Consider the following 23,986-nt stretch of genomic DNA (forward strand, 5'->3'; position numbering starts at 1 on the left):
ATGATGCAAGATGCTTTCTCCGCGGCAGACAGCCTGCTGCTCAAGCCTTACGGCCTGGACGAGGCGGCTTTGGAGGCCACGCTGGCGCGCATGCGCCACCACGCCATCGACTACGCCGACCTCTATTTTCAATACACCCGCAGCGAGGCCTGGAGCCTGGAAGAGGGCATCGTCAAGTCCGGCAGCTTCAGTATCGACCAAGGCGTGGGCGTGCGCGCGGTGGCCGGAGACAAGACCGCCTTCGCCTATTCCGACGCCATCAGCCTGGAGGCGCTGAGCCGTTCCGCCGACGCGGTGCGCGCCATCGGCCAGGCGGGCGGCGATGGTTCCGCCGGACGGCAAACGCCGCGAGCGCCTAAACCGCTGTATCCGGCGCTGGACCCTTGTCACAGTCTGGAGGCGGCGGCCAAGGTGGCCTTGCTGGAAAAGGTGGAACGGATGGCTCGGGCGCTGGACCCGCGGGTGATCCAGGTGATGGCCGGCATGGCCAGCGAATACGATGTGGTTTACGTGGCGCGCCACGACGGCGTGCGCGCGGCTGATGTGCGGCCGCTGGTGCGGCTGTCGGTGATGGTGATCGCGGAGCAAAACGGCCGACGAGAGCAGGGCTCCAGCGGCGGCGGTGGTCGCTTCGACCTGGCCTACTTCGACGACGAGGTGTTGGAGCGCTACGCGCGCCAGGCGGTGCATCAGGCCTTGACCAACCTGGATTCGCGTCCGGCGCCGGCGGGGCAGATGACCGTGGTGTTGGGCCCGGGCTGGCCCGGCGTGCTGTTGCACGAGGCGATAGGCCATGGTCTGGAAGGCGACTTCAACCGCAAGGGCACTTCCGCCTTCTCCGGCAAGATCGGCCAGCGTGTGGCGGCGCCGGGCGTCACGGTGGTGGATGACGGAGTCATGGAAGAGCGCCGCGGCTCGCTGGCGATAGACGACGAGGGCAACCCCACCCAGCGCACCGTGCTGATAGAGGACGGCGTGCTTAAGGGCTATATGCAGGACGCGATGAATTCGCGGCTGATGCAGGTGGGCGCCACCGGCAATGGCCGCCGCGAGTCCTATGCCCACATTCCGATGCCGCGGATGACCAACACCTATATGTTGGCCGGCCAGCACGATCCGCAGGAAATCATCGCCTCGGTCAAGGACGGCCTGTACGCGGTCAACTTTGGCGGCGGCCAGGTGGATATCACCAGCGGCAAGTTCGTGTTCTCGGCGTCGGAAGCCTGGCGCATCGAAAACGGCAAGCTCAGCTACCCGGTCAAGGGAGCCACCCTGATAGGCAACGGCCCCGACGTGCTCAACTACGTCAGCATGATAGGCAACGATCTACAGTTGGATCAGGGCGTTGGCGTCTGCGGCAAGGAAGGGCAGAGCGTGCCGGTGGGCGTGGGCCAGCCTACGCTGCGCATAGACGGCGGTTTGACCGTGGGCGGCACCGGCGGCTAAGAACCTGTTTACGATCTGCTGCGCGTCGGCGGGATGAGTAGAAAGGGGCGTTAAAAACAAACTCAAAATGCTCATGTACCGTGTGTACACTCCGCTTTTTCGCTTGTTTTTATCTTGTCTCGCCTTAGCTCGCGAGATCGTAAACACGTTCTAAGAACCCGTTCACGATCCGCTGCGGCTTGTGTTTGAGAAAGGCGAAGCGCCTGCGCTTCGCCTTTTTTTGCGCCTATTTTCAAATTCAACAAGCAGATCATCCAAATATAAAGCCAATTATCAAATTCCATGGCCGGCGACACAATGCGCTGGTCCGGTGTCGCTGTGTTGGTGACGCCGCAATCGGGAGACGATGATGAAAGCTTTGACCTTGGCGCTGGGCTTCGGCCTGGCCTTGACCGCGGCCTTCGCCGGCGCGGCGGAAAACCTGCCGCAGCCGGCGCGGGTGTGGGCGGACCGTCCGGCCGGCAGCGCGGCGGCGATGAAACTGGCCGCGCTGCGCTACGCGGCGTTCTGGAACAGCGGCGATTCGCGCTACGCCGAGCTGGCGCTGGACCCCGACTTTGTCGACCGCACCTTGCCCGCCGGCCGCCAGCAGGGCGTGGCCGGTCCCTTGCAGGCTTCGCGCCAGTTCCGCGCCGCGGTGCCGGATTTGAAGGTGGACGTCACCGACATGGTGCTGGCCGGCGACCGCGTCGCGCTGCGCCTGCATTTCCAGGGGCATTTCAGCGGCCGCTTCGGCGACGTGCAAGGCCAGGGGCAGCCGGTGGAGTTCCAGGCTTTCGACCTGTACCGCGTCAAGAACGGCCGCATCGCCGAGAACTGGCATCTGGAAGACAATCTGACCCTGATGCAGCAATTGGGCGTGGTGAAGCCATGAACGCGGCGACCTTTTCTTTCCACGGCCAGACCGTGGCGGTGCTGGGCGGCGGCTCCGGCATCGGCCGGGCGGTGGCGGATGCGGCCGCGGCGGCCGGGGCCCGGGTCTATGTGCTGGGGCGTACCGTCCAATCCGAGGAGGACCGTGAGGGGATTCAGGCGGACATGACCGACAGTCTGACATTGGCCCGGGCCTTCGCAGACATCGGCCGCATCGATCACTTGGTGCTGACCGCCGGCGCGCGGGTTGGCGCGCCGGCGTTGGCCGAGCTGAGCGAGGAAGCGCTGCGGCAGACTTTCGACGTCAAGCTGTTCGGCAGTCTGCTGGCGGTGCGCGAGGCCTTGCCCTATCTGACGGAGCGGGCGTCGGTGACTTTCACTTCCGGCCTGCTGGCGCGCAAATTTTCCAGCGGTGGCCTGCTGAAAAGCACGGTCAACGCCGCGCTGGAGGCGGCGGCCAAGAATCTGGCCAAGGAGCTGGCGCCGCGCCGCGTCAACGTGGTCAGCCCCGGCGTGGTGGACACCGAGTTGTGGGGCGAGGCCGGTTCCGCCGCGCGCCAGGCGACGCTGGCGCGCATCGGGCAGGGCCTGCCCGTCGGCCGCGTCGGCCAGCCGCCGGAACTGGCGCAAGCCTATCTGCTGGCGATGACCAATGGTTTCATCTCCGGCTCGGTGCTGGACGTGGAGGGTGGGGCCTTGTTGTAGGCCGCGCCGAAGAGAACAAGAGGACTCGAGATGTCCGATACCCTACCCATCAATCGTCGCCAGTTCCTGGCCGGCGCGGCCGCGGGCGGCACCGCGCTGATGCTGGCGCACGGCGCGGCGCTGGCGGCGACTGGAGCAAGCAAGATGACGGCAAACACAGCAAGCGGCGGCGCCTTCTGGCCGAATGGCGCGCGCCTGGCGATTTCGATTTCCATGCAGTTCGAGGCCGGCGCGCAGCCGGAGCGCGGCGCCAGCGGGCCGTTCCCGCCGCTGGACCCCAAGTACGCGGATCTGCCGATGCAAAGCTGGTACGACTACGGCGTGAAGGAGGGCATTCCGCGGTTGTTGGACCTGTGGGATCGCACCGGCGTGAAGGTGACTTCGCACATGGTGGGGCAGGCGGTGGACCGCAGCCCTCAGCTAGCGCGCGAGATCGTGGCGCGCGGCCACGAAGCGGCGGCGCACGGCCAGACCTGGGAGCCGCAGTACCCGATGTCGCCGGCGCAGGAAAAGGCGGCCTATCGCGCCAATATCGCCAGCATAGAGTGCGCCACCGGCGCGCGTCCGGTGGGCTTCAACGCCTTCTGGCTGCGCGGCACGCCCAATACCCTGGGCATTCTGCAGCAGCTGGGCTTTCTCTATCACATCGACAACGTCAGCCGCGACGAGCCGTTCACGGTGCCGGTCAAGGGCAAGCCCTTCGTGGTGGTGCCCTATACCTTGCGCAACAACGACATCGTGCGCTTCGATTCGCCGGCCTTGAGCAACGAGGCTTATCTGTCCGATCTGAAGGCCGAGTTCGATCTGCTCTACGCCGAGGCGGGTTCGCGGCGGCGGATGATGTCGATCAGCACCCACGACCGCATTTCCGGCTCGCCTGCGCGGGTCAAGGCGCTGGAGCAGTTCATCCGCTACGCGCAAAGCCACGCCGGCGTCGCCTTCATGCGCAAGGACGAGATCGCGCGCTTCGCGCTGCAGGCGGACAAGGTGCCGGCGGACTGAGTTTTTGAGTTGCGTTCCACAACCGCGGGACGGCCATTGGCCGCGCCGCGGTTTTCTTAGAGCCTGTTTACGATCTCGCGAGCTAAGGCGAGACAAGGCGAAAACGAGCGAGAAAGCGGAATGTACGGTTGGTACATGAGCATTTTGAGCTCGGCTTCAACGCCGTATCGCCGACGCGCAGCAGATCGTAAACAGGTTCTTACAATTGGGCGCCGGCCTCCGGCAGCAGCGCGGTGGCCGGCAGCGCCGACAGCCGCTCGCGCAGGAAATCGATCAGCCGGCGGATGCGCAGCGGCTGGCCGCGCTGGCCGGGATAGAGCAGGTGCAGCGGCGCGCTGTCGGTGAAGTAGTCGTCCAGCACCGTGAGCAGGCGGCCCTGGCGCAGATCGTCGGCGATGTCCAACAGCGATTTGTAGGCGAAGCCCTGGCCTTGCAGCGCCCAGCGGCGGATCACCTCGCCGTCGTTGCTTTGCTGCGCGCGCTCCAGCCGCAGCGCGCGGCGCTGGCCGTGCTCGCGGTAAGGCCATTCATGCATGGGCCCGTCGCCGGTGACCAGGGTCAGCGTCGGCAGCTCGGCCAGCTGCCGCGGATGGCGCGGCGTGCCGGTGCGGGCCAGCAGCGCCGGCGCGGCGCAGACCACGCGGCGGCTGGCGGCCAGCTCGCGCGCGATCAGGCCGCTGTCCGCCGGCTGGCCGTAGCGGATGGCGATGTCGATGTCTTCGCCGATCAAATCGGCCGGGGTGTCGTCCAATTGCAGGGCGAAATGCACCGCCGGGTGCAGGCGGCGGAATTCGTCCAGACAGTCCAGCAAGGCGTGGCGGCCCAGATCCGACGGCGCGGACAGCCGGATCAGGCCGCTGAGTTCGCTTTGCTCCCGCTGCAGCCGGTCCTGGCCTTGCTGCAGGGTGTCCAGCGCGCGCTGGCAGTGGTCGCGGAATATCTCGCCGGCCTCGGTCAGCCGCAGCTGGCGGGTGGTGCGCTGGAACAGCCTGCTGTCCAGCGCGGCTTCCAGCCGCTGGATGCAGGCGCTGGCGGCGGCGGGCGACAGGCCCTGTTTGCGGCCGGCGGCGGAGAAGCTGCCCAGCTGGGCGGCGTCGAGGAAGAGGCGGAGGTCGTTGAGTCGGTCTAGCATCGGGCAGAAACGGCCCAGGCGCGGACGCGCCCGGGCGGCGAGGGGTTTAAATGGTTTCGGTGTTGGACAGCAGCCATTCGCGCGCCGCGCCGTCCACCAGCGGCAGCAGCCGCGCGCGCACTTCGGCGTGGTACTGGTTCAGCCAGTCCACCTCGGCGCGGGACAGCAGGTTGAAGTCCAGGCAGCGGGTGTCGATCGGGCACAGGGTCAGGGTTTCGAAGCGCAGGAAGTCGCCGAACTCATTCTGCGACGAGGCCACGTTCAGCACCAGGTTTTCGATGCGCACGCCCCAGCGGCCGGGGCGGTAGACGCCGGGCTCGATCGAAGTGACCATGCCTTCCTGCATCGCCATATTGGCGTCCGGCACCGCGCGGGAAATGCTCTGCGGGCCTTCGTGCACATTGAGGAAGTAGCCGACGCCGTGGCCGGTGCCGTGGCCGAAGTCGATGTCCTGCTGCCACAGCGGGGCGCGCGCCAGCGCGTCCAGCATGGGCGACAGGGTGCCGCGCGGGAAATGGGCCATGGACAGGCCGATGGTGCCTTTCAGCACCAGGGTGAAGTCGCGCTTCTGCTCGGCGGACGGCGCGCCGACCGCCACCACGCGGGTGATGTCGGTGGTGCCGCCCAGATATTGGCCGCCGGAGTCGATCAACAGCAGGCCGTCGCCCTTGATCTCGCTGTGGGCGGCCTCGGTGGCGTGGTAGTGCGGCAATGCGCCGTTGGCGTTGAAGCCGGCGATGGTGCCGAAGCTGGGGGACACGAAGCCGGGGCGGCGCGCGCGCGCGGCGGTGATTTCCGCGTCTATGGTCAGCTCGGTGACGCGACTGCGGTTAACCTCGCTTTCGAACCAGGCGAAGAACTCGCACAGCGCCGCGCCGTCCTGTTCCATCGCGCCGCGAATGTGGGCGGCTTCTTCCGGCGTTTTGCAGGATTTGAACAAGGTGCTGGGATTGATCGCCTCGATCACACGGGCGGCTGAATTGACTGCCTGGCGCAGGCCCAGGGTCACGCGGCGCGGGTCCAGCAGCAGGCTGGCGCCGGCCGGCAGCGCGCCGAGCGCCGGCTTGGCCTGAGCGTAGGGCTGGACTTCGACGCCGTCGGCCGCCAGTTGGGCGCGCAGTTCGGCGGAAACCTTGCCTTCGCCGACGAAGAGGGTGGCTTGTTGCCGGCCCAGCAGCGCATGGCTGATGAACACCGGGTTGTAGTTGACGTCGCTGCCGCGCAGATTGAAGCTCCAGGCGATGTCGTCCAGCGTGGACAGGAAGTGCCAATCGGCGCCGGCTTCGGCCATGGCGGCGCGCAAGCGCGTCAGCTTGTCGGCGCGGCTTTGCGGCGCGAACGCCGCCTCATGTTGATACACCGGCGCGTCCGGCAGCGGCGGGCGCTGCGAGTTGATGACGTCTATCAGGTCCAGATCGGTGCGCAAGCGAGCGCCAGCCTGTTCCAGCGCGGCTTGCAGCGCTTTGGCAGCGGCCAGGCCCAGCGAATCGCCGTCCACCGCCAGCGTTTGGCCGGCGCTCAGTGTCTTGGAGATCCAGCCAAGGTGGTCGGCGCTGGCTGCGCTGACGATCTTGACCAGCTGAATGCCGCTGCCGGCCAGTTCGGCCTCGGCTTGCACCCAGTACCGGCTGTCGGCCCAGACGCCTGCGAAGTTGTGGGTGACGATCAGCGTGCCCATGGAGCCGGTGAAGCCGGACAGCCATTGGCGGGCTTGCCAGCGCGCCGGCAGATACTCCGACAGGTGGGGATCGGACGAGGGCACCAGACAGGCGTCGACTCCGGCGTTCTTCATGGCGGCGCGCAGGGTGGCGATGCGTTGCGGAATGGTGTCCAGTTGAGGGGTTGCGAGGGTGTTCATGCCGGCTCCGGGGGATGTATGCCATGCATTCTGTGGCTAATGAAACCGAGGCGCAAGAGTATGAGCATAGCTGATGATTGCCATGTCATTTCTTGAGTCGGCACAAGCGCCGCGGACAGGTCTATACTGGAGCCGGCATCGGCACCGCCGATGCATGCCAAGGAGCTGATCATGAGTAAATCAAGACACAGCAGCAAGGAAGCCAAGAAGCAGCCGTTGATGACGCCCAAGGAGAAACGGGCGGCCAAGCATCAGAAGAAACATGGGCCGGACGGCGCCCCCATCATTGTTCCCCACTAAGGCGAGCGCCGCGGCGATGCGGCAGCCTTGATGTGCCGATCGTGCCGTTGGCTTCAATTCGCGCGTTGTTCCTCTCCACGGTCGATCCGACCGTCTACACCGGCCAGTGGGCCGGTCAATCGCCCAAACCTCCTGCCATCGCGGCCAGGAGGTTTTTGTTTGGCGCGGGAGGTTTCGGCGCGCGCGGCAGGAATATGCTGTCTTGATTTTTTGCGGTGGAGACGATAGCTTCACTGGCTTTATTCGGGGCCGGTCCGCCGCGAGCGGGCAAGGGACAAAGGGCGAGCGATGCAACAGGCGATTGAGGTAACGGGCTATCACGCCCATGTTTATTATGACGCGGCGCAACAGCCGGCTGCGCGGCGGCTGCGCGAGGCGGTGGCGCAGCGCTTCGAGGTGGAACTGGGGCGCTGGCGCGAGCAGGCTTACGGGCCGCACCCGGTGGGCGCTTACCAGATCGCTTTCGCGCCGGCTTTGTTTGGCCAAATCGTGCCGTGGCTGATGTTGAACCGGGAGGGGCTGAGCGTGCTGCTGCATCCGCTGACTGGCGACGATGTAGAGGATCACAGCGATTTCGCCATGTGGCTGGGCGCGCCGCTGGAACTGAATATGGCATTCCTGCTCCAGCATGGCGACAATGCGCGCTCGGGCTGAACCTGCCCGCGAGTACAAAAAACCCACCGGAGCCGGTGGGTTTTTTGTTTGCGCGAAACGGCTTAGCGCCGTTCCACCGCCAGCGCCACGCCCATGCCGCCGCCGATGCACAGCGTGGCCAGGCCCTTTTTGGCGTCGCGGCGCTGCATTTCATGCAGCAGGGTGACCAGCACGCGGCAGCCGGAAGCGCCGATCGGGTGGCCCAGCGCGATGGCGCCGCCGTTGACGTTGACCTTGTCCGGGCCCCAGCCCAGTTCGCGCGCCACGCCCAGCGCCTGGGCGGCGAAGGCTTCGTTGGCTTCCACCAGGTCCAGCTCTTCCACCGTCCAGCCGGCCTTGTCCAGTGCCTTGCGGGTGGCGGCCACCGGGCCTATGCCCATGATTTCCGGCGCGCAGCCGGTCAGCGCGTAAGCCTTGATCGCGGCCAGCGGCTTCAGGCCCAGCTGGTCGGCCTTCTGCGCCGACATTAGCAGCACCGCGGCGGCGCCGTCATTGATGCCGGAAGCGTTGCCGGCGGTGACGGTGCCTTCTTTCTTGAAGGCGGCGCGCAGTTTGGCCAAGCCTTCGGCGCTGGCGTCGTGCTTGATGAACTCGTCGTTGTCGAAAGCGACCGGATCGCCTTTGCGCTGCGGCACCAGTACCGGGGTGATCTCGTCCTTGAACTTGCCGGCTTTCTGCGCGGCGGCGGCGCGTTGCTGCGAGGCCAGCGCCAGCGCGTCCTGCTCTTCGCGGCCGATGCCGTACTTCTCTGCCACGTTTTCGGCGGTGATGCCCATGTGATAGGCGTTGTAGGCGTCGGTCAGGCCGTCGTTGACCATGGTGTCGATCAGTTGAGCGTTGCCCATGCGGAAACCATCGCGCGAGCCGGGCAGGATGTGCGGCGACAAGGACATGTTTTCCTGACCGCCGGCGATGACGATGTCGGCGTCGCCGTTGGCGATGGCCTGAGCGCCCAAGTGAACGGCGCGCAGACCGGAGCCGCAGACTACGTTGAGAGTGGTGGCCGGAGTGGTGACGGGCAGGCCGGCCTTGATCAAGGCCTGGCGAGCCGGGTTCTGGCCGCTGCCGGCGGTCAGCACTTGTCCGAGAATGACTTCGCTGACGTCTTCCGGTTTCAGGCCGGTTTGAGCCAGCAGCGATTTGATGACGGTGGCGCCCAGTTCCGGGGCCGGGATCTTGGCCAGCGCGCCGCCAAAGCTGCCGATGGCGGTGCGGGTTGCTGCGACAATCACGACTTCCATGTTTTTCTCCGTCTCTCTTCAATGTGACCGCGAAGGTCGGTGTGTCGGCCAACGCGCCGCCGGCGTTGGAAGCGGTCGGCGGCGCGTCTTTGGAATGACTGACAAAACTCGGTTTTACGGCTGTGGCAAGGCGCGTCGGCTTGGGCGGTGTTCTAGTTTCTTGACCCTATCCCGCCGACGCGTTGCCGATCGTAAACAAGCGTTTACTGCAGGCTGGCCACCACGCTGGGCATGGCCTTGGCCAGCACATAGCTGCCCGGCGCCGCTTGCAGCGGCGGGAAGTCTTTGCTGCCCAGGCTCTTGGGCGCGGCGACTTTCTTGCCGGATTGCGGAGCCAGCCAGGCGTCCCAGTCCTTCCACCAGCTGCCGGGGCGGCTTTCCGCGGTTTCCAGCCAGGCGTCCGCGTGTTCCGGCAGCTTGTCGTTGACCCAGTAATTGCGCTTGTCCTTGGTCACCGGGTTGATCGAGCCGGCGATGTGGCCGGAGGCGCCCAGCACGAAGCGCCGGGACGGCGCGCCGGTCAAGTAGTGGATGCCGGAGTAGGCGGAGCTCCACAGCACGATGTGGTCTTCGCGCGCGGCGAAAATGTAGACCGGGATGTCGATCTTGGAAACGTCGATGGGCACGCCGCACAAGGTGATGGAGCCTGGTTTGGTCAGCGCGTTGTTCATGTAGAACTGGCGCAGCATGAAGGTGTGCATCGGCAGCGGCAGGTCCACCGCGTCGTTGTTCCAGTATAGGAGGTCGAACGGCGCCGGCGTTTTGCCCAGCAGGTAGTTGTTGACCACGTAGTTCCACACCAGGTCGTTGGCGCGCAGGCTGGCGAAGGTGCGGCCAATTTCCTTGCCACTGATGATGCCGCCGGCGGCGATTTTGGCTTCGCGGCTGGCCACCAGGTTCTCGTCGATGAAGTAGGAGATCTCGCCCGGCTCGGCGTGGTCTATCAGCGAAGTCATGAAGGTGGTGGAGTCGAAATACTTGAGCCCGCGGGCCTGCAGCACGCACTGGGTGGTGGTCAGGATGACGCCGCCGACACAGAAGCCCAGCGCGTTCATGCTGTCCTGCTTGCTGATCTTGCGCACGGTTTCCGCCGCGGCTATCACGCCTTTCTCGATATAGCTTTCCCAGGTGAAATGCTTCATCTCCGGTTCCGCCGAGCGCCAGCTGATCAGGAACACGCGGTAACCCTGGGCCACGAAGTGGCGCACCATGGAGTTGTCCGGCTGCAGGTCCATCAGGTAGTACTTGTTGATGCAGGGCGGCACGATCAGCAGCGGCTTTTCGTAGACTTGGCCGGTGGTGGGGGTGTACTGGATCAGTTCGATCAATTCATTGCGGAACACCACTTGGCCCGGGGTGACCACGATGTTCTTGCCGATCTCGAACTGACTTTCGTCCGACATCGAGATGTGCCCCTTCTGGAAGTCCTCCAGCATGTTCTTCATGCCGTCGACCAGGCTTTCGCCCTTGGTCTCTATCGCCCGTTTCATTACGTCCGGGTTGGTCAGCATGAAGTTGCTGGGGGAGACCGCGTCCAGGTATTGGCGGGTGGCGAAGGCCAGCTTGTCCTTGGCCTCTTCCTCCAGCTGGGCGTTGTCCACCAGCTCCGTCATCCACTTGCTGGTGAGCAGATAGCCCTGCTTGAGGAAGTGATAGAACGGGTGTTCGTCCCATTCCGGAGAGGCGAAGCGGCGGTCGCCCTTTTTCGCCGAGGCGTCGCCGTTGGCGGCGGGCGCCTGGCCCAGGAACTGAGACCACAGATTCATCTGCTGCTGATACAGGCTGCTTTGCCAGGCGAACAACTGGCCGGCGTTGCTGAGCATGGCGCCCCAGGCGTTGGCCAGCGGCAATTCAGCATTTCCAGGTTGCGGGGGCAGCGGCAGGTTGTTGACGAACTGCTGCATCCATTGTTGGTTAGCCTCGGATAGGCTGGCGAAGAAACTATCCAGCGGGTTTGTACTTTCTTGGGTCAAAGCTGTCTCCTGAAACGTGCCGAAGCGTTATCGAAGCTTTCCTGCATTGGACCGAGTTAAGAAGCTGTTCAAGGCATTGAACGGGTTCCAACAAAATGTGCGGTCGCAAGGTACGCCATGACTGTAACAGGGTTGCATGACATTTTCACCGGGAGGAGGACGATAAGGCGCGTCGAAAGCCGCATCTTGTTGCCGCAGTGCACAATCTGCCTAGCTGTCCTTTCGGCCTGGCATGCCGGGAGGATGGAAATTATGGGATAATCGCGAAGATTAAATTGACGTTGGACTGAACGGGAAAGGATGGTCATGTCGGCATTCAAGGCGCGCTTGGGCGAAGAGGACGTCGCGGTGGGCAACATCTTCTGCATTGGGCGCAATTACGCCGCGCACGCGGCGGAGTTGAACAACCCGCTGGAAGAGGAGCCGCTGGTGTTCTTGAAACCCACTTCGGCGCTGGCCGGCGAGGGCGAGCCGTTGCGTCTGCCCGACTATTCCAGCGATGTGCACCACGAGTGCGAACTGGTGTTGCTGATAGGCAAGGGCGGCCGCGATATTGCGGAATCGGAAGCACTGGATCATGTGGCCGGCTACGGCATTGGTCTGGACATGACGGCGCGCGATGTGCAATCGGCGGCCAAGAGCAAGGGCCATCCCTGGACCAAGGCCAAGGGCTTTCCCACCGCCGCCTGCCTGTCCCGGCTGACACCGGCGGCTCAGGTGGCCGACCCGCAGCGGCTGAGCTTCGAGTTGCGCGTTAACGGGGCGCTGCGTCAGCAAGGCGATACCGGGTTGATGTTGTTCCCGGTGGCGGCCATCATCGCCTATCTGTCGCGAATCTACGGCCTGCAAGCCGGCGATCTGATCTATACCGGCACGCCGGAAGGCGTGGCGGCGGTGCGTTCCGGCGACAAGCTTAGTTTGACGCTGGATGGATTGGCCTCCGCCGAATGGAGCGTGCTCTAGATGGCGGCCTCGGGCGAGGACGCTGGCAAGGTCCGTCTCGACAAATGGTTGTGGGCGGCTCGTTTCTTCAAGACCCGGCAACTCGCGCACGAAGCGCTGGAATTGGGGCGGGTGCAGGTCAACGGCGACAGAGTCAAGGCGTCGCGGGTGGTCAAGGAGGGCGACCAACTGGTGATGCGCATCAATCAGCTGGAGTACCGAGTCGAGGTGCTGGCGCTGAGCACCCAGCGCCGCCCGGCGCAGGAGGCGCGGCTGCTCTACCGCGAGGACGAGGCTTCGCAGCGCGCGCGCGACGAGCAACTGCTGCTGCTGAAGGCCGAGCGCGCCAGCTTTCCGCATGGCGAGGGCCGCCCCACCAAGAAGGCGCGGCGGGAGATCGGCAAGTTCAAAGGGCAGTTCTGAGAGCCTGTTCAAAGTCTGCTGTGCTATTCCGCGCGCCGTTTTAGGTTTTCAACCAGGAGTCCGTTTAAGGGCCGAGCTTCACATCATGCCGTCTTCCGCGTCACCTGCTGTATCCCTGTTGCCGTTCAGCCTGTTCTATTTCAGCTATTTCGCCTTTCAGGGCCTATTCAGCCCGTTCTGGGGGCTGTATCTGGAGTCGCTGTCCTTCTCTGCCTGGCAGATCTCGGTTTTGATGGCCTTGTCCACGTTGGCGCGTATTGCCGCGCCGGGCTTTTGGGGCTGGTTGGCGGATCGGCGCGGACGCCGGCGCGCCATCATCTTGACGACTTCTCTGTTGTCGGCGGCGGCCTTCCTGCTGGTAGGGCTGGACCGCGCCTTCTGGTGGGTGTTCGTCAGCCTGGCCGTGTCGCATTTTTTCTGGGCGGCGGCGCTGCCCCTGGTGGAGGCCAGTACAGCCCACCTGACGCGTGCGCAGCCGGGTCGTTACAGCCGGGTGCGGGTCTGGGGCTCGATAGGCTTTGTTTGTTTGGCGATGAGCGGCGGCTTGCTGCTGGACCTCATCGGCATCGGCAATCTGCCGTGGGCGCTCTGCGCGTTGTTGGGGCTGGTGGCGGCGGTGGCCTGGCGGGTGCCGGAGGTGGCCGCTGAACGCAAGAACGGGCAGTCGACATCAATGGCCGCTACGCTGCGGCGGCCTGAGGTGATGGCCCTGTTTGGCTGTTGTTTCCTGATGGCCTTCGCTCACGGGCCTTACTACACCTTTTTTTCCATCGGCTTGAAACAGGCGGGCTACGAGCAAGGCGCGATCGGCATGCTGTGGGGCCTGGGCGTGGTCAGCGAGGTGGCGGTATTCCTGCTGATGCCCAAGATCATGGCGCGCACGCGCTTGGAAACGCTGATGTTGGCGTCGCTATTGGCTGCGGCGCTGCGTTTCGCCTTGATCGCCGCCGCGGCCGAGCTGGCCTGGGTGGCGATAGGCGCGCAGCTGTTGCACGCGCTGACTTTCGGCCTGCACCACGCCGCCTCGGTGGGCTTGATCCACCGCATGTTCGACCAACATCACCACGGCCGCGCCCAGGGTCTGTACATCATCGCCTCGTTTGGCGTCGGCGGCAGCGCCGGCGGTCTGATCGGCGGGCTGGCGTGGCCGCATGGCGGCATGGCGACGACGTTCGCGATGTCGACGGCCGCCGCCGTGCTGGGCGTGTTGCTGTGCCGGCGCTGGTTGCGGCCGGCGGCGCCAGTTCAGGCGGGCTGATCTTTCAACAGGGCCGGCGGGACAAAGTAACAGTTGTCGCCTTCGATGCCGGGCAGTTCGATCCGGCCCTGGTAAAGCAGGCCGATTTTCTCCAGCACGCGGATGGACGCGTGATTGTGCGGCGCGGTGATGCCCACTACCACCGCGTGCCCCAGCTGCTCGCGGCCATGTTCTATGGCGGCCTGCGCGGCTTCGCTCGCGTAGCCGCTGCCCCAGAATTGTTCCAGGAAGGCGTAGCCGATGTCCGGATAGCCCAGGCCTTCGCGCTTGACCAAGCCGCAGATGCCGACCGGAACGCCATCGTCCAACCGCTCCACCAGCAGCAAGCCGTGGCCGTGTTTACGATAGCTGGCTTGCGGACCCTCCTCGATATAGCGCAGCGCGCCGAGCAGGTCGTGGGCGTCTTTGTCGCCGATATTGGCGATGAAGGCCGGCTCGTTCAGCAGCTTGAGCATGAAAGGGGCGTCGCTGGCGTGCAGCGGGCGCAGTTGCAGTCTGGCGGTGGCGATGTGATGCATGGCGGGTTCGTGTTTCACGGGATGAGGTCGTAAAAAAAGCCGACGGCGCGCAAGCGCCATCGGCTTTGATGCTAACAGGCCAGCGGCTCAGCACTCAACAATATTCACCGGCACTTCGATGACGTTGATGGCCAGGCCGCCGCGAGCGGTTTCTTTGTACTTAGTGCTCATGTCCATGCCGGTGTCGCGCATGGTCTTGATCACCCGGTCCAGCGACACGAAATGCTGGCCGTCGCCGCGCAGCGCCATGCGCGCCGCGTTGATGGCCTTGACCGAGGCCATCGCGTTGCGCTCGATGCAGGGCACTTGCACCAGGCCGCCCACCGGGTCGCAGGTCAGACCCAGATTGTGTTCCATGCCAATCTCGGCGGCGTTTTCCACCTGTTCCGGGGTGCCGCCCAGCACTTCGGCCAAGGCGCCGGCGGCCATCGAGCAGGCCGAGCCCACCTCGCCTTGGCAGCCTACTTCGGCGCCGGAGATGGAGGCGTTGAGTTTGAACAGCACGCCGATGGCGCCGGCGGTGAGCAGGAAACGCACGATGCCGTCGTCGCTGGCGCCGGGCACGAAGCGGGCGTAATAGTGCATCACCGCCGGGATGATGCCGGCCGCGCCGTTGGTGGGCGCGGTCACCACGCGGCCGCCGCCTGCGTTTTCCTCATTGACCGCCAGCGCGTACAGATTGACCCAGTCCATGACCGTCAGCGGGTCGCGCAGCGCTGCTTCCGGCGAGGCCAGCAGTTTGCGGTGCATGTCGGCGGCGCGGCGTTTGACTTTCATGCCGCCGGGCAGGATGCCTTCGCGCTCGCAGCCGCGCTTGACGCAGTCCTGCATCACTTGCCAGATTTTCAGCAGCTCGGCGCGCACTTGTTCCTCGCTGCGCCAGGCCAGTTCGTTCTCCAGCATGATCTGGCTGATGGATTTGCCGTGGCGCTGGCACAGGGCCAGCAATTCCGCGGCGCTCTTGAATGGGTGTTTGAGCTCGGTGACCCCCGGCGGGGTAAAGCCGGCGTCGATGGCGGCCTCGTCGACCACGAAGCCGCCGCCCACAGAATAATAAGCGCGCTTGGACAGGCTGGCGCCGGCGGCGTCGAAGGCTTCGAAAATCATGCCGTTGGGGTGATAAGGCAGGGTTTTCTTCTTGTGCAGGATCAGGTGCTCGCCCTCGACGAAGGGCACGGTGTGCTTGCCCAGCAGCGCGATGGCCTTGCTTGCGCGAATGGCGGCCAGCATGCCGTCCACCGCGTCGGTGTCTACCAGGTCGGGCTGCTCGCCCTGCAGGCCCAGCAACACCGCAACGTCGGTGCCGTGGCCCTTGCCGGTCGCGCCCAGCGAGCCGAACATTTCGGCGCGCACACTGGCGGTTTGCGTGAGCAACTCGTCTTTTTCCAGCCGGGCGATGAATTGGCGCGCGGCGCGCATCGGTCCAACTGTGTGGGAGCTGGATGGGCCGATGCCTATCTTGAACAAATCAAAAACACTGATGGCCATAATGCTTCTCTTTAAGGGCTGTGTCCCGGTAACCGGGTTGTTGTGAGGATGGCCTGGGCCGTCCTTATTATTGTCGTTGTCATGGTTTCACATGGCTGGGGCGCCGGGCGTGCCAGCGCACCGCCATCTTGCGGCAGCCGGGCAATCTAGACAAGCTGGAGGCCGCTGTCAATTTAGAATTATAGAGTCAGGACTAAGTTGCGTTGGGGGTTCGGCGAGTTGAAACCGCTTCGCATTCGGACGGCATGGCCGGGCGGACGGGAGGCCCTTTGCGCAAGGCGAGGAGGGGGCCGGGCATGAAAAAGCCCGGGCGAGCCGGGCTTGGGGTTTAGACTGCGGCGGCGGTGAAGCGGCGGCGCAGATGTTGTGGTTTTTCCAGCTCGTCGACGATGGCCACGGCCAGGTCTTCCACGCTGATATCAGCAGGCTTGTCGCCGTTGAACAGCAATTGATCGCCACCCAAGCGGTATTTACCGCTGCGCTCGCCGGGATGGAGGAAGGCCGGCGGCGAGACGAAGGTCCAGTCCAGCGTGCTTTCCTCGCGCAGGCGGCGCAATGCTTCGCGCACACCCAGCGCGCCTTCTTTCCATTCCGCCGGGAATTCCGGGGTGTCCACCAGTTGCACGCCGGGCGCCACTTCCAGGCTGCCGGCGCCGCCCACTTCCAGGAAGCGCTTGACGTCGGCTTGCTTGACGCCGGCGACGATGGCGTCGTGGCCCTTCACCGCCAGCGCCTGGATATCGGCCTTGTTCCAGCCGGGGTTGAAGGCGCTGACCACGGCGTCGTGGCCGGCTACGGCGGCGGCGATCTGACCGGCTTGGTAGGCATCGGCGGCGACGCCGCTCAACTGCGGGTGTTGCGGCAGTTTGGACAGATTGCTGACGATGGCGCTGACTTGATGGTTGCGGGACAGCAGTTCTTGCAAGATGGCCGAGCCGACAAAGCCGCTGGCGCCGATCAGTGCGATTTTCATGGGGATTCCTTTTCGCGATAAACAGGGGGCCGAAAACCCTGACGTAATGGTTTTACGAGGGCCCCAAACATAATGAAGTTTGATGGCGTTCAGAATAGCAGCTTGATTATAGAGCGATAATCCAGCAAAAATAGCATTGATAGTTTAGTTGGGCTTAATAAATGGATGCATTACGACGCATGGCGGTTTTCGCCATGGTGGTGGATAAGGGGTCGATGAACGGCGCGGCCCGCGAGCTGGGCATGACGCCATCGGCGGTGAGCCAGCATATCAGCAAGCTGGAGCAGCAGCATGGCGTCAGTCTGCTGCACCGGACTACCCGCAAGTTGACGTTGACCGAGGCCGGCAGCCTGTTCTATCAGGGCTGCGCCGACATGCTGGCGGCGGCGCAGCTGGCCGAGCAGCGGCTGCTGGAGCTGCGAGACGCGCCGGTGGGCGAGCTGCGCATCGCCGCGCCCACCGGCTTTGCCGGCGCCTTATTGAGCGAGGCGCTGACGCCTTTATTGAGCGCGCACTCGGGTCTGAAGCTGCGGCTGTTTTTCCACGACGAGATGATAGACCTGGTGGACAACCGCATCGATCTGGCGCTGCGTGCCGGAGTGCTCAAGGACTCCAGCCTGGTGGCGCGCCATCTGGCTGACTGGCCGAACGTGCTGTGCGCGTCGCCGGCTTATCTCGCCCGCCAGCCGGCGATCACGCGGCCGGAGCAACTGTCCTCGTTGCAATGGGTGGCTTTATCGGATCGCAAACTGGGTTGGCTGGCCTTCGAGCACGCGGACGGCAGCCGCTTCACCGCCGAGCCGGACGCTCGCTTGGTCAGCAACAACATCGTCGCCGCGCGCCAGTTCGTGCTGGCCGGCATGGGGGTGGCGGTGCAGCCGGAGCCGGAGATACGGCAAGAGTTGGCCGACGGTCGCCTGCTGCGGGTATTGCCGGAGTGGAGCCTGCCGCCGCTGGCGATCTACGCGGTGACGCCGCGCCGCGATATCCAGCCTGCGAAAGTGCGCTATGCGATTGAGGCGCTGCGCGCCAGCCTGTGCAAATGAAAAACGCCGCCGGCAAGGCCGGCGGCGTGATTGGAACGGCAGTCGTTCAGGATCAGAAAGCGATCTTGAAGCCCACGCCGAAGGCTTGCGGGTCGTTGCCGGCGGTCAACGAAGCGTTGCTGGCGCCCAGGTTGCTATCGTATACCGGGTTGTTGGCGAAGTTGGCCTTGGCTTTGGCGTTGTTGCTGATCTTGGTGTAGTAAGCCAGCACCTGGGTGGTCTTGGACAGGTTGTAAGTGCCGCCCAGAGTCCACTGCTTAGCCTTGAAGTCGTCGCCGTTGACGCCGGCGCCGACATTTTTCAAGGTGCCCAACTGGCCGTAGGACAGCTTGACCGAAGCCGCGCCGAAGTCCTGGCCCAGAGCGATCAGCCAGTCGTCTTGCTTAACTTGGCCGCCGCCTACCTGGTCGTAAGTGCCCCACTCGTAGTTGCCGCCGACGAAGGTGCCGGTGTCGAACTTATAGCTGGCGGCCAGGCCGTAGAAGGTGACGTTCTTGCCGGAGTTCAGCGACAGGACCGCAGGGCTGGAGTTGTTGTACGAGTTGGTATTGGCGATAACGGCGGTATCGTACTGGCGATCCCAGGCGGCGGCCAGGTTCAGGCCTTGCCAGGTGTAGCCCAGGCCCAGGGAGATGCGTTTGGAGTCGTTGCCGGACACGCGGCTCTCGTCCACGCCCCAAGACGCGCCCAGCTTGAAGCCGGCCCAGCTCGGGGAGAAGTAGTGAACCGAGTTAGCCATACGCGCTTCGCCGCGGCTGTTGACCGAACTGCTGCCGAAGTTGTCGGCGGTGGTATTGACCATCAGGTCGGTGCCCAGCGCGCTGTTGCTGCTGCCGGTGAACATCTTGTAAGCGGAGTCGTGTTGGCCCAGCAGCACGCGGCCGAAGTCGCCGTTGTCGAGACCGATAAAGGTGTTGCGGGTGGCGAAGGTCGCGCTCTGACCTTTGTCGTTGGTGCCGCCTTGTTCGAAGTTGCGGAGGCTGTTTTCCACCTGCCAGATTGCCTTGGTGCCGCCGCCGATGTCTTCAAAGCCCTTGAAGCCGATGCGGGAGTTGTGATCGACGATGCGGGTGCGGCTGCTGTACTCGGAACCGCCGGAGCCGGTGGCTTTGGACGATTCGATGCCGCCGCTCAGGAAACCGTAGATGGTTACGTCAGCGTGGGCGACAACGGGCAAGGCGAACATTGCGGCAAGCAGGGCTGCCAGATTTTTCTTTTGCATCTTGAATGCTCCAAGTCAGTTTTTGCTTTACTAAAAGTCAGGTGCCGAAGCTGACGGACCTGCAATATCTATAGGTAGATAAGTGCGGTATCGCCACAACACTTGTATTAGTTTAGCCACAAAATATGACGTGGGTGTTGCAATGTTGTTGCATCAAGACAATTCGGACAGGGGTAGTGTTGCAATTACGCCAAGAATTGATTGGGGTAGACCTCGTCCAGCAGGGTGCGGCAATCGACGATGCGCAGGTCGTTGTCCTTGGCGAAGTCCATCAGAAAGCAAAACACCTGCGGGCTGATTTTTTCCAGTTTCTTATCCACCGCCACACAGCGCACGCCGTCCAGCATCATCGGGCGGACATGGGCGTGATAGTGCAGCTTTTGGTCGTCGAAGGAGGCTAGGATGCCGGCCAGGCGTTCGGCCCAGTCGCTGGGGCGAAAGGTGCGCCCTTCGGAAGTGATGCCCTGGATGACTATTTCGTATGGATTGCAGATCATGGCGGTGGACCGGAGTGTTTGCTTTTGGTTTAGCCTGTTTTTTATCGTCTGCTAAGCGATTTGCGCTTGGCGTTTTATGTTCAGGCGTTTTGTTTGTTGCTGAATATTTAGTATTTTACCCGAAAATCAGATGCGCTTGAATGGCGGCAGCGAGGCGAGCAGCCGCTTGCCGTAACTTTGTTTTTGCAGCCGGTTGTCCAAAATGGTGACGCGGCCGTAATCGCGCTCGGTGCGAATCAGGCGGCCGACAGCCTGCACCAGCTTGATCGAGGCTTCCGGCACCGTCAGTTCGATGAAGGGGTTGCCGCCGCGTTTCTCTATCCAGCGAGACAGGGTTTTGCCCACCGGGTCGTCCGGCATGGCGAACGGCAGCTTGGCAATAATCACGTGCACGCAGCTTTCGCCGGGCAGGTCCAGCCCTTCGGAGAAGGAGTCCAGGCCGAAAATCACGCTGGGCTCGCTCTGTTTCAGTCGTTGATGGTGTTGTTCGATCAGCAGGCTCTTGGGGATTTCGCCCTGAATCAGCAGCCGCTCGCGCAGCGCGGCCGGCAGGCCGGCGGCGACGTCTTGCATTTGCTTGCGGGAAGAGAATAGCACCAGGGTGCCGACCGGCTCCTTGAGGTCGATCAGTTTGGGCAGCCATTCGACGATTTCGCGGGTATGACCGCCGGCGTCCTTGGGGCTGGCCAGCATGGGGGGCAGATAAAGCTCGCCCTGTTCGCCGAAGTTGAACGGGGAATCCAGCGCCACACAGCTGACTTCCGGCATCCACTTGAGGCCGGTTTGCGACAGCAGCAGTTCGAATTCGCCTAGCGAACGCAGCGTGGCCGAAGTCAGGATGGCGCCGGCGGCGCGGCGCCACAGGTTGGCGGCCAGGCTGGCGGCGGCGCTGACAGGCGATGCGGAGAACAGGTAGTCCCCCTTGCCTTCGGCGCGGCGGGTGATCCATTTGGCGATGGGCGGGCTGGTGGGCTCGGTTTCCTTCTCGAACAACTCCCACACCGCCAGCAACTGCTCGGCGCGCGCGGTGAGAAAGCCGAGGTCGGAAGCGGTCTTGTCGACTTGCGCCGCCTCGCCGCCCTTGTCCTTGCGCGCTTCTCCCAGCGCGTCGGTGAGCTGGCTTAGTTGCTTGAACAGGGAGCGCGCCGAGGTGGCCATATTGGCGGTGGGGCCCTGGAAGCGTTCCGGGAGCACGCCGTCTTCTATCAGCCAGGTGGGTTCCAGATTGTCGCTGGAGGCGGCCAGCGCGTCTTCGCCTTCCAGCAGCCACAGCCATTCGGTCAAGGTTTCGCTGCAGGCGCTGGCGGCTTCAATCGCCTGACTGACGATGTCCACCTTATTGGTCAGCGCTTCCACGCGGATGGCGGCGGCGGCCACTTTGTCCAGCCAGGACATGGCTTGAGCCAAGGAGTGTTCGGCGGAAAACTGGTTGACCGCCTTTTTGGCCAGGTGGTGCGCCTCGTCGATACAGTAGTAACTTTCTTCCGGCGCCGGCAGGATCACGCCGCCGCCCATGGACACGTCGGCCAACATCAGGTCGTGATTGGCCACCACCACGTCCACGTTTTCCAGCACGTCGCGCGCCAGGTAGAACGGACATTCCGGCCGGTTGGGACAGGCGGCCTTGAGGCAGCCGTGGCGGTCGTTGGTGACGCGGGACCACAAACCGTCGTCTATCACGCTGTCCCAGGCGTCGCGGTCGCCGTTCCAGCGGCGGTAGTAGAAGGCGTCGGCCAGCTGGCGCAGGGTTTCGATTTCGCCGGCCTCCGGCTTGCGGTCCCACAGCGCCAGCGTCGGGTCCAGGTCCAACAGCTGGCCCTGTGCGTTTTCAGCGGTTAGCGCGTAGATGCGTTGCGGGCACAGGTAGCGGCCGCGGCCCTTGGCCAGCGCGAAGGTGAGCGGCAGGCCGCTGTTCTCGACGACGAAGGGCAGGTCGCGGTTGACCAGCTGTTCCTGCAAGGCGACGGTGGCGCTGGTGACCACCAACTTTTTGGCGCGGGATTTGGCCATCACGCCGCCGGCCAGCAGATAGGCCAGGCTTTTGCCAACCCCGGTGGGGCCTTCGATCACGGTGATGCTTTCGCCGGCGCGTTCCGGCCAGTCGTCGCCTTCCTTGTCCTTGCTGCGCGACAGGGCGTTGGCGATTTCCGCCAGCATGCGGCGTTGCGCGGCGCGCGGGCGAAAGCCCGGCAGGTTGTCGGCTATGGTCCGGTAATGGTCGCGAATGGCGTCTTTTTCAGCAGGGGTCAGCATGGCGGCGATTGTACCGCAAGGGGGCGGCCTTGTCTGGCTGCGCCGAGCTTGCGTTGAATATGGGGAAACCCTGATGTGCGACTGCAAAATGACGCCGACGCGCCGATGTGGATAGGATAGGCAAATATAAAAACAAGCGAGTGCGCGAGCGACTTAGGCAGACAAATCCATTAATAACAGCGCAAAGCAACATCAACAGGAGAAACCCAATCATGACACCCGTTAGCCGAGTGCTGGTGGTCAGCGACGACGCCAAATGGCAGGCCGATGTGCTGGCCGGACTGGGCGCCGCCGCGGTCCGGCTGGAAAACCCTTACGGTCTGACCTTCGTCGGCGTTGCGCGCAGTCAGGACGCGCTGGATTTGATCGCCCGCGATGGCGATGTTCAGGTAGTGCTGGTGGACAAGCAATTGCAGGAAAAGGGCGTCAGCCAGCCGGCGGCCCAATTGGCCAACCGCATCAGCGCCTTCCGTCCGGAAATTTCACTCTACGTTTTGCTGTTCGACGATGACGAGCGCGCGTTGGTGGAGGACTTGGCCAGCCACGCGGTAGACGGTTATTTCTATCGCGACGAGCTGGATTTTCACGGCTGGTTCCGCATTCTGTCCGCGGAGCTGGCGGAGAAGTCGGCGACGCCGTTCTACGACAAGCTCAAGCAATACGTGCGCATGGCTAAGGATTCCTGGCACACGCCCGGGCATTCCGGCGGCGATTCCTTGAAAGGCAGCCCCTGGGTGGGCGATTTTCATGATTTCGTCGGTGAAAGCATGCTGCGCGCCGATCTGTCGGTGTCGGTTCCGATGCTGGATTCGCTGCTGCACCCGACCGGCGTGATCGAGGAGGCGCAGATGCTGGCGGCCAAGGCCTTCGGCGCCAAGCGCACTTACTTCGCCACTAACGGCACCTCCACCTCCAACAAGGTTATCTTTCAGACCTTGCTGGCGCCCGGCGACAAGTTGCTGTTGGACCGAAACTGTCACAAATCGGTGCACCACGGCGTGATCCTGTCCGGCGCGCTGCCGGTGTATCTGGATTCCTCCATCAACAAGCAGTTCGGCATTTTCGGCCCGGTGCCCAAGGAAACCATCTTCGCCGCCATCGACGCCAATCCCGACGCGCGGGTGCTGATTCTGACTTCCTGCACCTACGACGGCCTGCGCTACGACCTGAAGCCCATCATCGAGGCCGCGCACGAGCAGGGCATCAAGGTCATCGTAGACGAAGCCTGGTACGGCTTCGCCCGCTTTCATCCGGCGTTTCGGCCTACGGCGCTGGAATCCGGAGCCGACTATGTGACTCAGAGCACGCACAAGGTGCTGTCCGCGTTCTCCCAGGCCAGCATGATTCACGTCAACGATCCCGGCTTCGACGCCCACCTGTTCCGGGAAAACTTCAATATGCATGCGTCGACCAGCCCGCAGTACAACCTGATCGCCAGCCTGGACGTGGCGCGCAAGCAGGCGGTGATGGAAGGTTACCGGCTGCTGGATCGCACGCTGAAGCTGGCGCAGGAGCTGCGCGACAAGATCAACTCCACCGGCGCCTTCCGGGTGCTGGAGCTGTCGGATTTGCTGCCGGAGGAGGTGCGCGAGGACGGCATCCAACTGGACCCCACCAAGCTGACCGTGGACATCACTCAGTCCGGCTTCACGGCGGACGAGCTGCAGCAGGCGCTGTTCGAGCGCTACAACATCCAAGTGGAGAAATCCACGTTCAGCACCATCACGCTGCTGCTGACCCTGGGCACCACCCGCAGCAAGGTATCGCGGCTATATGACGCGATGCTGCGCCTGGCCAAGGAAAAGCGCCCGCCGCGGCCGCTGGGGCGGATGCCGGAGATACCGCGGTTTTCCCGGCTGGCCAGCTTGCCGCGCGACGCTTTCTACGAGGCCGGCGAGCGACTGCCGCTGCTGGACGACGACGGCCGTCCCAACGCGGCGCTGGTTGGGCGCGTCTGCTGCGACCAGATTGTGCCGTATCCTCCCGGCATTCCGGTGTTGGTGCCCGGTCAGGTGATAGACGACACCATCCTCGCCTATTTGGCGCGACTGCAAAAAACCCAGAAATCCATAGAAATGCACGGTTTGGCCGAGGACGGCGGGGAGTTTTTGCTGCGGGTGCTCAAGGAAGGGGAGCTGGCGCAACTGCCGGGACGCGCCTTGTTCAAATGAATGCTTGTCAG

The 23,986-nt window shown here is 63.9% G+C and carries 21 protein-coding genes; 11 read left to right on the top strand and 10 right to left on the bottom strand.

All coding sequences use genetic code 11. The features are described from left to right. Positions 1–3: 3 nt before the first annotated feature. The 4 genes from tldD to MOV80_RS15515 all read left to right on the top strand — a co-directional run bounded on the left by tldD (position 4) and on the right by MOV80_RS15515 (position 4,026). On the top strand, positions 4–1,446 hold the full coding sequence (tldD, locus tag MOV80_RS15500; protein ID WP_107733095.1) for a metalloprotease TldD: 1,443 nt from the start codon (positions 4–6) through the stop codon (positions 1,444–1,446). Between the two features lie 349 nt (positions 1,447–1,795). Beyond that, entirely contained in the window at positions 1,796–2,320 is a 525-nt protein-coding gene (locus MOV80_RS15505; protein WP_232060551.1) for an ester cyclase, read from the top strand. Next, positions 2,317–3,024 (top strand): SDR family oxidoreductase, encoded by a 708-nt coding sequence (locus tag MOV80_RS15510; protein ID WP_107732374.1) that lies wholly within the window; start codon positions 2,317–2,319, stop codon positions 3,022–3,024. Before MOV80_RS15505 ends, MOV80_RS15510 begins: the two co-directional genes overlap by 4 nt. Before the next feature lie 30 nt (positions 3,025–3,054). Further along, on the top strand, positions 3,055–4,026 hold the full coding sequence (locus MOV80_RS15515) for a polysaccharide deacetylase family protein (RefSeq protein ID WP_107732373.1): 972 nt from the start codon (positions 3,055–3,057) through the stop codon (positions 4,024–4,026). A 199-nt stretch (positions 4,027–4,225) separates the two neighbouring features. Here the strand turns inward: MOV80_RS15515 and MOV80_RS15520 are convergent, their stop codons facing one another. Together MOV80_RS15520 and MOV80_RS15525 are read right to left on the bottom strand one after the other, a co-directional pair. Beyond that, positions 4,226–5,158: a LysR family transcriptional regulator gene (locus MOV80_RS15520; RefSeq protein WP_107732372.1), complete on the bottom strand. Its 933-nt coding sequence runs from the start codon at positions 5,156–5,158 to the stop codon at positions 4,226–4,228. A 46-nt stretch (positions 5,159–5,204) separates the two neighbouring features. Continuing rightward, positions 5,205–6,992 (bottom strand): aminopeptidase P family protein, encoded by a 1,788-nt coding sequence (locus MOV80_RS15525; RefSeq protein WP_211104364.1) that lies wholly within the window; start codon positions 6,990–6,992, stop codon positions 5,205–5,207. A gap of 195 nt (positions 6,993–7,187) precedes the next feature. Here MOV80_RS15525 and MOV80_RS23465 point away from each other — a divergent pair, with 195 nt between their 5' ends. Then, a complete protein-coding gene (locus tag MOV80_RS23465; RefSeq protein ID WP_254894653.1) occupies positions 7,188–7,316 on the top strand; it encodes a hypothetical protein in 129 nt (42 codons plus the stop codon). Positions 7,317–7,604: 288 nt separating this feature from the next. Then, the gene (locus MOV80_RS15530) at positions 7,605–7,970 is read left to right on the top strand and encodes a DOPA 4,5-dioxygenase family protein (protein WP_019104052.1); all 366 of its coding nucleotides are present in this window, start codon (positions 7,605–7,607) and stop codon (positions 7,968–7,970) included. Between the two features lie 62 nt (positions 7,971–8,032). On the opposite strand, the gene MOV80_RS15535 is transcribed toward MOV80_RS15530, so the two are convergent. Next, the gene (locus MOV80_RS15535; protein ID WP_107732370.1) at positions 8,033–9,211 is read right to left on the bottom strand and encodes an acetyl-CoA C-acetyltransferase; all 1,179 of its coding nucleotides are present in this window, start codon (positions 9,209–9,211) and stop codon (positions 8,033–8,035) included. Positions 9,212–9,414: 203 nt separating this feature from the next. After that, positions 9,415–11,184: a class I poly(R)-hydroxyalkanoic acid synthase gene (gene phaC, locus MOV80_RS15540; protein WP_043641555.1), complete on the bottom strand. Its 1,770-nt coding sequence runs from the start codon at positions 11,182–11,184 to the stop codon at positions 9,415–9,417. 306 nt (positions 11,185–11,490) lie between these two features. On the opposite strand from phaC, the gene MOV80_RS15545 reads away from it, so the two are divergent. The 3 genes from MOV80_RS15545 to MOV80_RS15555 all read left to right on the top strand — a co-directional run bounded on the left by MOV80_RS15545 (position 11,491) and on the right by MOV80_RS15555 (position 13,807). Further along, a complete protein-coding gene (locus tag MOV80_RS15545) occupies positions 11,491–12,147 on the top strand; it encodes a fumarylacetoacetate hydrolase family protein (RefSeq protein WP_107733094.1) in 657 nt (218 codons plus the stop codon). Then, the gene (locus MOV80_RS15550; RefSeq protein ID WP_107732369.1) at positions 12,148–12,549 is read left to right on the top strand and encodes an RNA-binding S4 domain-containing protein; all 402 of its coding nucleotides are present in this window, start codon (positions 12,148–12,150) and stop codon (positions 12,547–12,549) included. It begins immediately after the preceding gene. Between the two features lie 85 nt (positions 12,550–12,634). Next, positions 12,635–13,807, top strand: a complete 1,173-nt coding sequence (locus MOV80_RS15555; protein ID WP_249605287.1) for an MFS transporter — start codon at positions 12,635–12,637, stop codon at positions 13,805–13,807. Here MOV80_RS15555 and MOV80_RS15560 read toward each other — a convergent pair. The 3 genes from MOV80_RS15560 to MOV80_RS15570 all read right to left on the bottom strand — a co-directional run bounded on the left by MOV80_RS15560 (position 13,795) and on the right by MOV80_RS15570 (position 16,786). Continuing rightward, entirely contained in the window at positions 13,795–14,343 is a 549-nt protein-coding gene (locus MOV80_RS15560) for a GNAT family N-acetyltransferase (RefSeq protein ID WP_240333866.1), read from the bottom strand. The genes MOV80_RS15555 and MOV80_RS15560 overlap by 13 nt on opposite strands. Positions 14,344–14,412: 69 nt before the next feature. Next, positions 14,413–15,813: an L-serine ammonia-lyase gene (locus MOV80_RS15565; protein ID WP_081556189.1), complete on the bottom strand. Its 1,401-nt coding sequence runs from the start codon at positions 15,811–15,813 to the stop codon at positions 14,413–14,415. Positions 15,814–16,141: 328 nt separating this feature from the next. Beyond that, entirely contained in the window at positions 16,142–16,786 is a 645-nt protein-coding gene (locus MOV80_RS15570; protein ID WP_118267157.1) for an NAD(P)-dependent oxidoreductase, read from the bottom strand. A 161-nt stretch (positions 16,787–16,947) separates the two neighbouring features. On the opposite strand from MOV80_RS15570, the gene MOV80_RS15575 reads away from it, so the two are divergent. Then, the gene (locus MOV80_RS15575) at positions 16,948–17,832 is read left to right on the top strand and encodes a LysR family transcriptional regulator (protein WP_118267159.1); all 885 of its coding nucleotides are present in this window, start codon (positions 16,948–16,950) and stop codon (positions 17,830–17,832) included. A gap of 52 nt (positions 17,833–17,884) precedes the next feature. On the opposite strand, the gene MOV80_RS15580 is transcribed toward MOV80_RS15575, so the two are convergent. The 3 genes from MOV80_RS15580 to dinG all read right to left on the bottom strand — a co-directional run bounded on the left by MOV80_RS15580 (position 17,885) and on the right by dinG (position 21,804). Next, positions 17,885–19,054, bottom strand: a complete 1,170-nt coding sequence (locus MOV80_RS15580; protein ID WP_019102918.1) for a porin — start codon at positions 19,052–19,054, stop codon at positions 17,885–17,887. A 185-nt stretch (positions 19,055–19,239) separates the two neighbouring features. Then, positions 19,240–19,551, bottom strand: coding sequence for a DUF3579 domain-containing protein (locus tag MOV80_RS15585; RefSeq protein WP_019102917.1), 312 nt, complete (start codon positions 19,549–19,551; stop codon positions 19,240–19,242). 126 nt (positions 19,552–19,677) lie between these two features. Continuing rightward, positions 19,678–21,804 (bottom strand): ATP-dependent DNA helicase DinG, encoded by a 2,127-nt coding sequence (gene dinG / locus MOV80_RS15590; protein ID WP_019102916.1) that lies wholly within the window; start codon positions 21,802–21,804, stop codon positions 19,678–19,680. A gap of 212 nt (positions 21,805–22,016) precedes the next feature. Here dinG and MOV80_RS15595 point away from each other — a divergent pair, with 212 nt between their 5' ends. Continuing rightward, a complete protein-coding gene (locus MOV80_RS15595) occupies positions 22,017–23,975 on the top strand; it encodes an aminotransferase class I/II-fold pyridoxal phosphate-dependent enzyme (protein WP_039755757.1) in 1,959 nt (652 codons plus the stop codon). Positions 23,976–23,986: the final 11 nt, after the last annotated feature.

This window comes from Chromobacterium sp. IRSSSOUMB001 (assembly GCF_023507765.1).
Lineage (GTDB): Bacteria > Pseudomonadota > Gammaproteobacteria > Burkholderiales > Chromobacteriaceae > Chromobacterium > Chromobacterium haemolyticum.